Source organism: Curtobacterium sp. MCPF17_050 (assembly GCF_003224435.2).
GTDB lineage: Bacteria > Actinomycetota > Actinomycetes > Actinomycetales > Microbacteriaceae > Curtobacterium.
This window is the reverse complement of record NZ_CP126250.1, coordinates 1,897,817-1,911,039: the sequence shown is the minus strand read 5'-3', so window position 1 is coordinate 1,911,039 and position 13,223 is coordinate 1,897,817. Positions and strand designations below refer to the sequence as shown.

Here is a 13,223-nt window from a genome sequence, read left to right as displayed (position 1 = left end):
GGTGACGTCCGCACCCGCCACCGGTCGGGGTCGGAAGCGCCGGGGCCGGAAGCGTCGGGGCCGGACGCTGGCGATCGTGCTGGTCGTCGTGCTCCTGCTCCTGGCGGTCGTCGTCGTGGTCGCCGAGTTCGTCCTCCGCGGGGTCGTCGACCGGACGATCGCGGACCAGGTCGAGCAGTCGCTGCCCGACGGCACGACCGGGACGGTGGACGCGCACGTGGACGGCGTCGTCATCCCGCAGCTGCTCGGCGGGACCTTCGACCGGGTGCACATCTCCTCGGACCGGTTGACGGTGGCGGGCATCCCGCTCGCGGCGGACGTGACCGCGCGCGACCTGCCGGTGGACGGCCAGGGCGCCGTGCACGACGTCGACGGCACGGTCCGGCTCGCGGCCGGGGCGGTCAAGGACCTGGCGGCCTACTCACCGCTGTTCGAACGACTCCGGCTCATCGACGGCGGCGTCGAGCTGCGGGGCACCACCTCGGTGCTCGGCTTCGACATCGGCTACGCGGCGGACGGCTCGGTCGCGGTGCAGTCCGACGGTCGGGGCGTCACGATCACGCCCGAGACCGTCCGCATCACCAACTCCTCGCTCGGGTTGGACCTCGACGACATCCCGGGCGTCTCGGACGTGCCCGTCCCGGTCTGCACGGCGCAGTTCCTGCCGGAGCAGCTCCGGGTCCGGTCGCTCCGGGTGACGGAGTCGGCGGCGACGGTGCGCGTCACCGCGGACGAACTCCCGCTCAGCGAGGACGGCCTGCGCACCACCGGCCGCTGCTGAGGACCCCGCGGGCGACGAGCGTCACATGCGCCGGGAGGCCCGTCCCGGCCGGATAGGATCGGGTCCCGTGAGCGAGAACCCCCTTGCGCCGCCGCGGCTGCGGTTCCCGACGGACGCGTCCGAACTCGTCGACCGCATCTGGCCCGCGTCCGCGACGCGGACCGACGACGGCATGCTGGCGATCGGCGGTGTCGCCGCGGACGCACTCGTGGCGCAGTACGGCTCACCCCTGTACGTCGTCGACGAGCGTGACGTCCAGTCGCGCGCCGTCCGCGTACGGAACGCCTTCACCGACGCCTTCTCGCGGATCGGGACCCGGGCGCACGTCTACTACGCGGCCAAGGCCTTCTGGACGACGCACGTCGCCCGGTGGATGGCCGACGCCGACCTCCGTCTCGACGTCTGCACGATGGGGGAGATCGCCGTCGCGCTGGCCGCGGGCGTCGACCCGGCGCTGATGGGCTTCCACGGCAACGACAAGTCCGACGCAGAACTCGAGCGCGCGGTGTCGATCGGGCTCGGCACGGTCGTGCTCGACAGCCACGAGGAGATCGGCCGCGTCGCCCGCATCGCCGCCGAGGCCGGTGTCGTGCAGCGCGTGCGCATCCGGATCAACAGCGGGGTGCACGCCTCGACCCACGAGTTCCTGGCCACCGCACGCGAGGACCAGAAGTTCGGCATCCCGCTGTCCGAGGCCGTGCAGGCGGCGGCGGCCGTCCGTGCCGAGCCGTCCCTGGCGTTCGTGGGGCTGCACTCGCACATCGGGTCGCAGATCTTCGACGACAGCGGTTTCCGCGAGGCCGCCCGCCGGCTGATGGACGTGCACGCCACGCTCGTCGCCACCGGTCCGGTGCCGGAACTCAACCTCGGCGGCGGTTGGGGCATCGACTACACCGAGGCGGACTCGGCCCTCGCGCCCGAGGACGTCGCGGACGCCCTCGCCGCGATCGTCGCAGAGGAGTGCGCGTCCCGCGGCATCCCGGTGCCGGAGGTCGCGGTGGAGCCCGGCCGCTACATCGTCGGCCCGCCCGGCGTCACGCTGTACCGCGTCGGCACGATCAAGCCCGTCACGGTCGAGACGGACGAGGGCACGTCGGCGACGCGCACCTACGTGTCGGTCGACGGCGGCATGAGCGACAACGTGCGGCCGGCGCTGTACGGCGCTGACTACACCGCACGCCTCGCCCGGACGTCGGACGCCGACCCGGTGCTGACCCGTGTCGTCGGGAAGCACTGCGAGAGCGGTGACGTCGTGGTCCACGACGAGTACCTCCCCGGCGACGTGCAGCGGGACGACCTGCTCGCGGTGGCCGCGACCGGTGCCTACTGCTGGAGTCTCGCGAGCAACTACAACCACGTCGGTCGTCCGCCGGTCGTCGCGGTGGCGGACGGCACGGCCCGTATCCTCGTGCGTGGCGAGACCGTCGACGACCTCCTCGCCCGTGACACCGGCGTCGCGCCGGTGCTTGACACCGGTGCCGCACGCTGACCACCCGACCCGGAGAGACACCCACCCGATGATCGAATACCGCAACGTCCGCGTCGCGCTGCTGGGAGCCGGCTCGGTCGGTTCCCAGGTCGCCCGACTCCTGCTCGAGCACGGCGAGGAGCTCGCGACCCGGGCCGGCGCCGGTCTGGAGCTGGTCGGGATCGCCGTCCGCGACGTCGAGGCGCAGCGGGACGTCGACCTGCCGCGTGACCTCTTCACGACGGACGCGGAGTCGCTCATCCTCGGGGCCGACATCGTGGTCGAGCTCATCGGCGGCATCGAGCCGGCGCGCACCCTCGTGCTGCAGGCCCTGCAGTCCGGGGCGGACGTCGTCACCGGCAACAAGGCGCTGCTCGCCACGCACGGCCCGGAGCTCTTCGCCGCCGCCGAGCAGGTCGGCGCACAGCTCTACTACGAGGCCGCCGTCGCCGGCGCGATCCCGATCATCCGACCGCTGCACGACTCGCTCGCGGGGGACCGCATCGAGCGGATCATGGGCATCGTCAACGGCACGACCAACTTCATCCTCGACCTGATGGACCGCGAGGGCGCGACCTTCGACGACGCACTGGCGACCGCGACGGAGCTCGGGTACGCCGAGGCCGACCCGACCGCCGACATCGAGGGCTACGACGCCGCGCAGAAGGCGGCGATCCTCGCGTCGCTCGCGTTCCACACCTCGGTCCCGCTCGCCGCCGTGCACCGCGAGGGCATCACCTCGGTGACGATCGAGCAGGTCCGCGCCGCCCGCAAGGCCGGCTACGTCGTGAAGATCCTCGCCACGTGCGAGCGCCTCACCGACGCCGAGGGTCGCGAGGGCGTCAGCGCCCGCGTCTACCCCGCGCTCGTGCCCGAGTCGCACCCGCTCGCGAGCGTGCACGGGGCGAAGAACGCGGTGTTCGTCGAGGCCGAGGCCGCCGGCGACCTCATGTTCTACGGCGCCGGCGCCGGCGGGGTGGAGACGGCCTCCGCGGTCCTCGGTGACCTCGTGTCCGCCGCCCGTCGCCACGTCATCGGCGGTCCGGGTGTCGCGGAGTCGACGCAGTCGGCACTGCCCGTCTTCCCGATCGGGACGGTGCGGACCCGCTACCAGATCGCGCTGCACGTGTCGGACGCCCCCGGCGTGCTGTCGACCGTCGCCGGGGTGCTCGCGGCGCACGGCGTCAGCGTCGAGACCGTCGAGCAGACCACCACGGGTGCCGTCGAGGGGACCGCGACGCTCGTCATCGGCACGCACCTCGCCCGTGAGGCCGACCTGGCCGACACCGTCGTCGCGCTCCGCGGCGAGGACGTCGTCATCGACGTGACCAGCGTGCTGCGCGTCGTCGGCGCCTGACGCGACCCCGAGCCTCCCGACCGCCCAGCCGACCCAGACCAGACCGCCCCACCGGACAGAGAGAGAAGCCTGATGGCCCACCAGTGGCAGGGAGTCCTGCGCGAGTACGCCGACCGACTCGACGTGACCGACGCGACCCCGATCGTGACGCTCGGTGAGGGCGGCACCCCGCTCATCCCGGCGCGACGACTCTCCGAGCGCACCGGCGCCCAGGTGTATGTGAAGTACGAGGGCATGAACCCGACCGGCTCCTTCAAGGACCGCGGCATGACGATGGCGATCTCGAAGGCCGTCGAGCACGGGGCGAAGGCCGTCATCTGCGCCTCCACCGGCAACACGAGCGCCTCGGCGGCCGCGTACGCCACGCACGCCGGCATCACCGCCGCGGTGCTCGTGCCCGAGGGCAAGATCGCGATGGGCAAGCTGAGCCAGGCCGTCGCGCACGACGCGCAGCTGCTGCAGGTGCAGGGCAACTTCGACGACTGCCTCGACATCGCGCGGGACCTGTCGGCGAACTACCCGGTGCACCTGGTCAACTCGGTCAACAACGACCGCATCGAGGGGCAGAAGACCGCCGCGTTCGAGGTCGTCGACGTCCTGGGGGACGCGCCGGACTTCCACTTCCTGCCGGTCGGCAACGCGGGCAACTACACCGCGTACTCGCGCGGGTACCGCGAGGACGTCGGCTCGGGCCGTTCGTCGCGGATGCCGCGGATGTTCGGCTTCCAGGCAGCCGGCTCGGCCCCGATCGTGCACGGTGAGGTCGTCCGGCACCCGGAGACCATCGCCTCGGCGATCCGGATCGGCAACCCGGCGTCGTGGCAGCCCGCGCTCGAGGCCCGGGACGAGACCGACGGCTACTTCGGTGCGATCTCCGACGAGGCGATCCTCGCTGCGCACCACATCCTCTCGGCCGAGGTCGGCGTCTTCGTCGAGCCGGCGTCGGCCATCGGCGTCGCCGGGCTCCTCGAGCGCGCCGACGCGGGCGTCGTCCCGAAGGGCGCGACCGTCGTCATCACGGTGACGGGCCACGGCCTGAAGGACCCGCAGTGGGCGCTCCGCACGCAGGACGGCGGCGAGGTCGCCCCGACCAGCGTGCCCGTGGACACCGCCGCGATCGCGGACGTGCTCGGACTGGTCAGCGCGCGGTGAGCGTCGACCGCTCGTCCGGACCGGGGGAGGGCGCGACCGCCCTGGAAGCTGTACCGGCCGGACGGGCGGTCCGGGTGCGCGTCCCGGCGACCTCCGCGAACCTCGGCCCGGGGTTCGACTCCCTCGGACTCGCGCTGTCGCTCTACGACGAGGTCGACGTCCGCGTCCGGCCCGAGCCGGGCGCGACCGTGACGATCGTCGGCGTCGGCGCCGGTGAGGTGCCGACCGACGACACGAACCTGGTCGTCCGGGCCGTCCGCCGTGGTTTCGAGCACGCCGGCGTCCCGCAGCCCGGGCTCGAGCTGCACGCCACGAACGCCATCCCGCACGGCCGCGGCATGGGGTCGTCCGCCGCCGCGATCGTCGCCGGGCTGATGGCCGCGCGTGGGCTCCTCGCCGGAGTGGTCGACCTCGACGCGTCCACGCTGCTGAGCCTCGCCACCGAGATGGAGGGGCACCCGGACAACGTCGCCCCCGCGCTCTTCGGTGGTCTGACGATCGCGTGGATGACCGCCGACGGCCCGGCGTACAAGCGGTTGCTCGTGCACCGCGGGGTGTCGCCCGTCGTCTTCGTCCCGACGTCGACGCTCTCGACGAAGCTCGCGCGGTCCCTGCAGCCGATGACGGTGCCGCACGAGGACGCCGCCTTCAACGTCTCGCGGTCGGCACTGCTCGTGGCGGCGCTCATCCAGAGCCCGGAACTGCTGCTCGCGGCCACCGAGGACCGGCTCCACCAGGCCTACCGCGCGAGCGCGATGCCCGAGACGGACGCCCTGATCGGGCTCCTCCGGCAGCACGGTCTGGCGGCCGTCGTCTCGGGCGCCGGGCCGAGCCTCCTGGTGATGGGGAGCGACCCGGCACAGCGGCTCGCGGCGGCCGGACTGGTCGAGCGACACGCCGAGTCCACCTGGCGTGCGCTCATGCTGGCCGTCGACCTCGGTGGTGCTACAGTGAAGCCGCACCCGACGCTCGAAGCCGAACTCGCGGAGGCGTCGACCACCCCAGGTCGACCGCCACGCTGATCCGGTGCGTGGGGCACTCTCTCCAGATCACCGTTCCCGGTCCGTCGTCTGAACGACGGCCGTTGCACATCCGCGACGGGAACGGTGGAAACTCTCCGCGTTCTGCGGTCGGAAGGAACCATCAGCATCGTGACCGACGTCACCACCTCCACCGGTTCGGTGGAGATCCCCACTGACCTGCGCGCGCTCCGTCTCCCGGAGCTCCAGCGCATCGCCTCGTCCCTCGGCATCACCGGGCTCTCGAAGCTCCGCAAGGGCGACCTCATCGCCTCGATCGAGGACAAGCGTCCGGCCGAGGCGCCCGCCACGGTCACGCCGACCCTCGACGGTGCCGGCACCGGCACCCCGGTCGCGGACACCACCGAGCAGGTCGCTGCCGCGGAGCCCGTGCAGCAGGCGCCGGCGGAGCGCGACGAGCAGCCCGCCGCACCGGTCGCCGAAGCCCCGGCCCGCGGTCGCCGCAACCGCCGTGCCTCCTCCGGTGGCACCGTCAGCGCCGAGCCGACCGCCGCGGCCTCGCACACGAACGCCGGCCACACCGGCACCGAGGACCTCCTCGCCGGGCTGGACCAGGTCCGCGCCGAGAAGGACGCGCAGGAGGCCGCCCAGACCGGTCAGCGTCGTGGTCGCGGTCGCGACCGCCAGGCGCAGCAGGCCGACGGCCAGGAGGCCCGGGGCGCCACCGCGGAGGTCCAGGTCCCGGCCGCGGACGCCGCCGAGCAGGGCGACCAGGACGTCGCGCAGCAGAACGAGGGCCAGCAGGCCGACCAGTCCGACCAGGGCGACCAGGCCGAAGGCGGCGCTCGTCGCGGTCGTCGCAGTCGCGGTCGTGGTCGTGGTCGCGGTCAGAACGGCGACCAGGCCGAGCAGAACGGCCAGCAGCCCGAGGCGGACAAGGCCGAGCCGAAGCAGCAGCAGAACGGCAAGCAGCAGAACGCCGACAAGGGCGAGCAGAAGCAGAACGGCCAGCAGAAGCAGGCCGACCAGCAGCGTGGCGACCAGCAGCGTGGCGACCAGCAGCGCGGCGACCAGCAGCGTGCCGACCAGCAGCGCGCCGCCGAGCAGGAGGCCGAGAACGGTCGGACCCGTCGCCAGCGTGACCGCAAGCGTGGTCGCGGCGGCCAGAACGACGAGTTCGAGCCCGAGGTCACCGAGGACGACGTCCTCATCCCGATCGCCGGCATCCTCGACGTCCTCGACAACTACGCGTTCGTGCGCACCACCGGCTACCTGCCGGGGCCGGAGGACGTCTACGTCTCCCTCGGTCAGGTGAAGAAGTACCACCTGCGCAAGGGCGACGCGGTCGTCGGCGCGATCAAGCAGCCGCGGAACGACGAGCAGCAGAGCCGTCAGAAGTACAACGCGCTCGTCAAGATCGACACGATCAACGGTCAGACCGCCGACGAGGCCGCGGCCCGGGTCGACTTCCAGGACCTCACCCCGCTGTACCCGAACGAGCGCCTGCGCCTCGAGACGGAGCCCGCGAAGATCTCCACCCGGATCATCGACCTCGTGTCGCCGATCGGCAAGGGCCAGCGCGGTCTCATCGTCTCCCCGCCGAAGGCCGGCAAGACCGTCGTCCTGCAGGCGATCGCGAACGCCGTCTCGAAGAACAACCCCGAGGCCCACCTCATGGTCGTCCTGGTGGACGAGCGTCCCGAAGAGGTCACCGACATGCAGCGCACGGTGAAGGGCGAGGTCATCGCCTCGACCTTCGACCGTCCCGCCGAGGACCACACCACGGTCGCCGAGCTCGCCATCGAGCGTGCGAAGCGCCTCGTCGAGCTGGGCCACGACGTCGTCGTGCTGCTCGACTCGATCACCCGACTGGGCCGCGCGTACAACCTGGCCACGCCGCCGTCGGGTCGCGTGCTCTCCGGTGGCGTCGACTCCGCCGCGCTCTACCCGGTCAAGCGCTTCTTCGGCGCCGCCCGCAACATCGAGAACGGCGGCTCGCTGACCATCCTCGCCACGGCGCTCGTCGAGACCGGGTCGAAGATGGACGAGGTGATCTTCGAGGAGTTCAAGGGCACCGGCAACATGGAGCTCCGCCTCAACCGGCACCTCGCCGACAAGCGGATCTTCCCGGCCGTCGACATCAACGCGTCCGGCACCCGTCGCGAGGAGCAGTTGCTCTCCGCCGACGAGGTCGCGATCACCTGGCGTCTCCGTCGGGCCCTCGCCGGGCTCGACCCGCAGCAGGCGCTCGACGTCGTCCTCCGGAACCTCAAGGAGACGCAGTCGAACGTGGAGTTCCTCGTCCAGATCCAGAAGTCGGTGCCGGCGACCAACGGTCACCACGGCAGCGGCCACCAGGAGTAACGCGTGTTCGAGTCGGTGGCAGGGCTGCTGGCGGAACACGAGGAACTGACGCAGCAGCTGTCGGACCCCGCGCTCCACGCCGACCCGGCCCGCGCCAAGAAGGTCAACCGGCGGTACGCCGAGCTGAGCCAGATCAAGGCCGCGTACGAGGGCTGGCAGGCGGCGGGGGACGACCTCGCCGCCGCCCGCGAGCTCGCGCGCGAGGACGAGGCGTTCGCGGACGAGGTCCCGGGGCTCGAGGAGCAGCTGGCGGAGCGCCAGGAGCGCCTCCGCCGGCTCCTCATCCCGCGCGACCCCGACGACGGCCGTGACGTCATCATGGAGATCAAGGGCGGCGAGGGCGGCGAGGAGTCCGCGCTGTTCGCGGCCGACCTGCTCCGCATGTACTCGCACTACGCCGAGGGCAAGGGCTGGAAGGTCGAGATGCTCGAGCGCACCGAGTCCGACCTCGGTGGCTACAAGGACGTGCAGGTCGCGATCAAGTCGAACGCGACCGACCCGTCGCAGGGCGTGTGGGCACACCTCAAGTACGAGGGCGGTGTGCACCGCGTCCAGCGCGTCCCGGCGACCGAGTCGCAGGGGCGCATCCACACGTCGACGACCGGCGTGCTCGTCTTCCCCGAGGTGGACGAGCCGGAGGAGGTCGAGATCAACCAGAACGACCTGAAGATCGACGTGTACCGCTCCTCCGGTCCCGGCGGACAGTCGGTCAACACGACGGACTCCGCGGTCCGCATCACGCACCTCCCGACGGGGATCACGGTCGCGATGCAGAACGAGAAGTCGCAGCTGCAGAACCGCGAGGCCGGCATGCGCGTCCTGCGGGCCCGCATCCTCGCGCGCCAGCAGGAGGAGCGTGACGCGATCGCCTCCGACGCCCGCAAGTCGCAGATCCGCGGGATGGACCGTTCGGAGCGCATCCGGACGTACAACTTCCCGGAGAACCGGATCGCGGACCACCGCACCGGCTACAAGGCGTACGACCTCGACCGTGTCATGAACGGCGCACTCGAACCGGTCGTGCAGTCCGCCATCCAGGCCGACGAAGAGGCGCGCCTGGCCGCCCTCGGCGACCAGGACGCCTGATCGGCGTGTCCGGCCGGGAGGCCCGCCCCACCTCGGGTCCCCAGCCCGCGTTCGCCGCCGACCGGCTCCTGCGCGAGGCGGCAGCGGCCCTGGCCGCGGCAGGCGTCCCGACGCCGCAGGTCGACGCGGAACTCCTGTTGGCCTGGGCGACGGACACGTCGCGGGGTGCCGTGCAGGCGCGTGCGATGACCGGGGGAGCGATCGCCGAGGGACACGTCGAGCGCTTCCGGCACGCCGTCGCCCGTCGCGTCACCCGTGAACCGCTCCAGCACGTCACCGGCGAGGCGCACTTCCGCGCGCTGACCCTGTCGGTCGGCCCGGGCGTGTTCGTCCCGCGGCCGGAGACCGAGTCGGTCGTCCAGTTCGGCATCGACGCGCTCCGGGCGACCGCGGTGCCCGAGCCGATCGCCGTCGACCTCGGGTCCGGGAGCGGTGCGATCGCCATCGCGATGGACACCGAGGTGGCGAACGCCGTGGTGTACGCCGTCGAACGCTCGCCCGAGGCCCTGCCCTGGACGCGTCGCAACGTGGACGCACACGGCGGGACGGTGCACCTCGTCGAGGGCGACCTCGCCGACGCGCTGCCGGAGCTCGACGGCCGGGTGTCGGTCGTCGTGTCGAACCCGCCGTACGTGCCCGACGACGCGGTCCCGATCGACCCCGAGGTCCGCGACCACGACCCGGCGCTCGCGCTGTACGGCGGACCGGACGGGCTCGACGCCGTGCGGGCCCTGACCGAGACCGCGTGGCGCCTGCTCGTGCCCGGCGGACTGCTCGTCGTCGAGCACGCCGAGCAGCAGGGCGCCGGCGTCCGCGCGGTGCTCGCCGGCCGGGGCTTCCGGTCCCCGGAGACGCACGTCGACCTCACCGGACGCGACCGCACGACCACCGCGACGCGCTGACCGGCGTGTGCCGGGCGGCGGCTCCTAGACGACCGGTGCCGTCTCGTGGGCCGCGACGAACGTCCGCACCGCACCCCGCAGGTCGGTGTCGTGCTCGACGAGCACGGCGGTGATGCCGACGCTCCGTGCCCCGGCGACGTTCTCGGGCATGTCGTCGGCGAAGAAGGTGCGCTCGGCCGGGACACCGTGGTGGGCGAGCACGCGCCGGAACACCTCCGGATCGGGCTTCCGTGCGCCGAACGCGCTCGTGGTGTCCAGGTGCTCCTCGAACAGCGGCGGCAGCGACGGGACCCATTCGTGCAGCCACCGACCGGCGAGCGGACCGTTGTTGGTGAGCAGCGCGACCCGACCGTGCTGCTTGGCGATCCGCACCGCCTCGACCCGGTCCGGCAGCTCGGTCATCGCCGCTCCGCGGACGCGTGCCCACTCCGTCTCGGGGACCGGGCACCCCATGGCCTCCTCGAAGGCGGCGAGGTAGGCGTCGGCGTCCGCGAAGTGCCCGGCCTCGGCCCGCTGCTCGTTCCCGGTGTCCCACCAGCGGCGGCGGAGCTCGGTGAAGTCGTGCCCGGTCAGCTCGGTCAGCCCGGCCATCCGGGTCGTCCAGTCGTAGCGGACGAGGACGTCGTCCATGTCGAAGAGGAACAGGAGTGGGGGCGCGGGCGTCTCGTTCACGATGCCTCCTATCCTCGCGCACTATCATCGTGCAGGTCATGGCTTCCCGATACGACTGTTCCGACCCCGACGGGCTCCTGACCGGCATGCGGCTCGCACGGACCGCCCTCGGTCGGGGCGAACTCGTCGTCGTGCCCACCGACACCGTCTACGGCGTCGCGGCGGACGCGTTCAGCGCCTCGGCCGTGCAGCGCCTGCTCGACGCGAAGGGCCGGACGCGGCAGTCGCCGCCGCCGGTGCTCATCCCGGGCGTCGCGACGCTCGACGCGCTCGCCAGCGAGGTCCCCGAGCCGGTGCGCCAGCTCGTCGATGCGTTCTGGCCCGGTGGTCTCACCGTGATCCTCCGTGCGCAGCCGTCGCTCGACTGGGACCTCGGTGAGACGCGGGGGACCGTCGCGCTCCGGATGCCGGACTCGCGCATCGCCCTCGAGCTCCTGCGCGAGGTCGGTCCGCTCGCGGTCTCCTCGGCGAACTCCACCGGCGACCCGGCCGCGATGGACGTCGACGACGCCGAGCGCATGCTCGGTGACAGCGTCGCGGTCTACCTCGACGGCGGAGCGCTGGCGCCGCACGACGGTGCTGCAGCGTCGACCGGTTCCACCATCGTGGACGCGACCGGTCTGTCCGCGGGGGAGGGCCTCCGCATCGTCCGCCACGGTGTGATCCCGGACGACGAGATCAGACGGGTCGTCGGGGACGACCTCGTCCGGTGAAGTTCTACCTGCTCGCGGGGGTCATCTCGGCGGTCGTGAGCTTCCTCGTCAGTTGGCTCGTGTGGAAGCTCGGGATCAAGTACAAGTGGTACCCGAAGGTCCGTGAGCGAGACGTGCACCGGACGCCCACCCCGCGTCTCGGGGGCATCGCGATGTTCCTCGGCGTGATCGTCTCCCTGCTCTGCGCGTGGTTCCTCTTCCCGGCGATCGCGGGACAGGACTACTTCCGGCTCGTGTTCGGCGAGCCGGGGCGGGTGATCGCCGTCCTGGCGGGCGCGACCATCATCGTCGTGCTCGGCGTCGCGGACGACATCTGGGACCTCGACTGGATGACGAAGCTCGCCGGACAGATCATCGCCGCGGGGATCCTCGCCTGGCAGGGCGTCGCGATCGTCTCGCTGCCGATCGGCAACACGCTCGGTGTCGGCTCGTCCTACATGAGCCTCATCTTCACGGTGCTCGCGGTCGTGCTCGTCATGAACGCGGTGAACTTCATCGACGGGCTCGACGGACTCGTGGCCGGTGTCGCGATCATCGCGGGCGGGGTGTTCTTCCTCTACACGTTCTTCATCAACCGCGTGGTCGTGGAGACGGAGTTCTTCTTCAACCTGCCGTCGCTGCTCACCGCGGTGCTCGTCGGGGCCTGCGCCGGGTTCCTCGTGCTCAACTGGCACCCCGCGAAGCTCTTCATGGGGGACGCCGGCGCGCTGCTGGTCGGGTTCCTGATGGCGACGAGCGCGGTGTCGATCACGGGCAACATCGACCCCGCAGCCGTCCGGACCCGGACCGACCTGCTGCCGGCGTTCATCCCGATCCTGCTGCCGTTCGCCATCCTCGTCGTGCCGATCCTCGACTTCGGCCTGGCCGTGATCCGACGGGTGAGCGCCGGGAAGTCGCCGTTCTCCGCGGACCGGAAGCACCTGCACCACCGCCTGCTCGACATGGGGCACTCGCACTTCCACGCGGTGCTCATCTTCTACGCGTGGACGGCCGTGGTCGCCTTCGGCTGCCTGCTCTTCCTCTTCGTGAACTGGTGGTGGGTCGCGGCGTTCGTCGCGGTCGGCTTCACGGTGTGTGCCATCGTGACGTTCGCCCCGCTCGGACGGAAGCGCGTCGAGATCGCGGCGCAGACCACCGCGTCCGCCGGTGCGCCGTTCGACGCCAGCTACGACCCGCTCGACCGTGCCGCCTCCGTCCGGGACCCGCGACCGCGGCCCCGGCCCCGCTCGACCCCTGGAGACCCATCGTGACCGCACCGAACGCGCTCGACCACGTCCGGCCGGTGTTCCGCCGCATCCTCGTGCAGGGTGCCGGCCTCGCCGCCGCCCTCGCGCTCGTCGGCGGTGTCGTCGGGTGGTTCGTCGCCGGTGGCCCCGGCTTGACCGGCGGACTCATCGGCGCCGTGACGAGCGTCGTCTTCTGCGGTCTGACCGCGGTGAGCGTCCTCCTCGCGATCCGGTTCTCGGGCGGACAGATGGTCTCCGGTGCGTTCTTCGGCACCATCATGGGGACGTTCCTGGTCAAGTTCGTGCTCTTCATCGTCGTCCTCGTCGCGCTCAAGGACCGGGACTGGGTGGACACCCCGGTGTTGGCCGTCGCGATCATCGTCGGCGTCATCGGGTCGCTCGTGATCGACGTCACGGTCATCGCGCGGTCCCGGGTCCCGATCGGGGTGTCCCTCCCCGGAGACCGGACGGACGCTGGGGATCGCGACCCGGCTGCCTGAGAGCCCGAGAAGCCGCGCACAC

General features: G+C 72.0%; 12 protein-coding genes. 11 read left to right on the top strand and 1 reads right to left on the bottom strand.

What is annotated here, in order from left to right:
• Window position 1: 1 nt before the first annotated feature.
• The 8 genes from DEJ34_RS09050 to prmC all read left to right on the top strand — a co-directional run bounded on the left by DEJ34_RS09050 (window position 2) and on the right by prmC (window position 10,090).
• Window positions 2-781, top strand: coding sequence for a hypothetical protein (locus DEJ34_RS09050; RefSeq protein WP_110911922.1), 780 nt, complete (start codon window positions 2-4; stop codon window positions 779-781).
• A 67-nt stretch (window positions 782-848) separates the two neighbouring features.
• Window positions 849-2,270 carry a diaminopimelate decarboxylase gene (gene lysA / locus DEJ34_RS09045; protein ID WP_110911923.1) on the top strand — a complete coding sequence of 474 codons (1,422 nt, stop codon included), beginning with the start codon at window positions 849-851 and terminating at the stop codon, window positions 2,268-2,270.
• 28 nt (window positions 2,271-2,298) lie between these two features.
• Window positions 2,299-3,606, top strand: coding sequence for a homoserine dehydrogenase (locus DEJ34_RS09040; RefSeq protein WP_110890833.1), 1,308 nt, complete (start codon window positions 2,299-2,301; stop codon window positions 3,604-3,606).
• 72 nt (window positions 3,607-3,678) lie between these two features.
• Window positions 3,679-4,758, top strand: a complete 1,080-nt coding sequence (gene thrC, locus DEJ34_RS09035) for a threonine synthase (protein ID WP_110911924.1) — start codon at window positions 3,679-3,681, stop codon at window positions 4,756-4,758.
• A gap of 41 nt (window positions 4,759-4,799) precedes the next feature.
• Window positions 4,800-5,780 carry a homoserine kinase gene (gene thrB, locus DEJ34_RS09030; RefSeq protein ID WP_110911933.1) on the top strand — a complete coding sequence of 327 codons (981 nt, stop codon included), beginning with the start codon at window positions 4,800-4,802 and terminating at the stop codon, window positions 5,778-5,780.
• A gap of 129 nt (window positions 5,781-5,909) precedes the next feature.
• Window positions 5,910-8,102 (top strand): transcription termination factor Rho, encoded by a 2,193-nt coding sequence (rho, locus tag DEJ34_RS09025; RefSeq protein ID WP_110911925.1) that lies wholly within the window; start codon window positions 5,910-5,912, stop codon window positions 8,100-8,102.
• 3 nt (window positions 8,103-8,105) lie between these two features.
• Entirely contained in the window at window positions 8,106-9,188 is a 1,083-nt protein-coding gene (gene prfA, locus DEJ34_RS09020) for a peptide chain release factor 1 (RefSeq protein WP_110825118.1), read from the top strand.
• A gap of 5 nt (window positions 9,189-9,193) precedes the next feature.
• The gene (gene prmC, locus DEJ34_RS09015) at window positions 9,194-10,090 is read left to right on the top strand and encodes a peptide chain release factor N(5)-glutamine methyltransferase (RefSeq protein ID WP_110911926.1); all 897 of its coding nucleotides are present in this window, start codon (window positions 9,194-9,196) and stop codon (window positions 10,088-10,090) included.
• A 24-nt stretch (window positions 10,091-10,114) separates the two neighbouring features.
• Here the strand turns inward: prmC and DEJ34_RS09010 are convergent, their stop codons facing one another.
• Window positions 10,115-10,762 carry an HAD family hydrolase gene (locus DEJ34_RS09010; RefSeq protein ID WP_258367553.1) on the bottom strand — a complete coding sequence of 216 codons (648 nt, stop codon included), beginning with the start codon at window positions 10,760-10,762 and terminating at the stop codon, window positions 10,115-10,117.
• 38 nt (window positions 10,763-10,800) lie between these two features.
• On the opposite strand from DEJ34_RS09010, the gene DEJ34_RS09005 reads away from it, so the two are divergent.
• Genes DEJ34_RS09005 through DEJ34_RS08995 form a run of 3 tightly spaced genes read left to right on the top strand, consistent with a single transcriptional unit; the run spans window position 10,801 to window position 13,201 of the window.
• Complete coding sequence (locus DEJ34_RS09005) at window positions 10,801-11,475, top strand: L-threonylcarbamoyladenylate synthase (RefSeq protein ID WP_110825226.1); 675 nt, start codon at window positions 10,801-10,803, stop codon at window positions 11,473-11,475.
• Window positions 11,472-12,725 (top strand): MraY family glycosyltransferase, encoded by a 1,254-nt coding sequence (locus DEJ34_RS09000; RefSeq protein WP_110911927.1) that lies wholly within the window; start codon window positions 11,472-11,474, stop codon window positions 12,723-12,725. The genes DEJ34_RS09005 and DEJ34_RS09000 overlap by 4 nt, the downstream gene beginning before the upstream one ends.
• Window positions 12,722-13,201 carry a Cg1360 family ATP-synthase-associated protein gene (locus DEJ34_RS08995; RefSeq protein WP_110911928.1) on the top strand — a complete coding sequence of 160 codons (480 nt, stop codon included), beginning with the start codon at window positions 12,722-12,724 and terminating at the stop codon, window positions 13,199-13,201. The genes DEJ34_RS09000 and DEJ34_RS08995 overlap by 4 nt, the downstream gene beginning before the upstream one ends.
• Window positions 13,202-13,223 lie beyond the last annotated feature (22 nt).

Bases quoted from the DNA above. Each gene is read 5' to 3' on its own strand.
- DEJ34_RS09040 (WP_110890833.1), top strand. From the start codon at position 2,299: ATGATCGAATACCGCAACGTCCGCGTCGCGCTGCTGGGAGCCGGCTCG.
- thrC (WP_110911924.1), top strand. From the start codon at position 3,679: ATGGCCCACCAGTGGCAGGGAGTCCTGCGCGAGTACGCCGACCGACTC.
- DEJ34_RS09005 (WP_110825226.1), top strand. From the start codon at position 10,801: ATGGCTTCCCGATACGACTGTTCCGACCCCGACGGGCTCCTGACCGGC.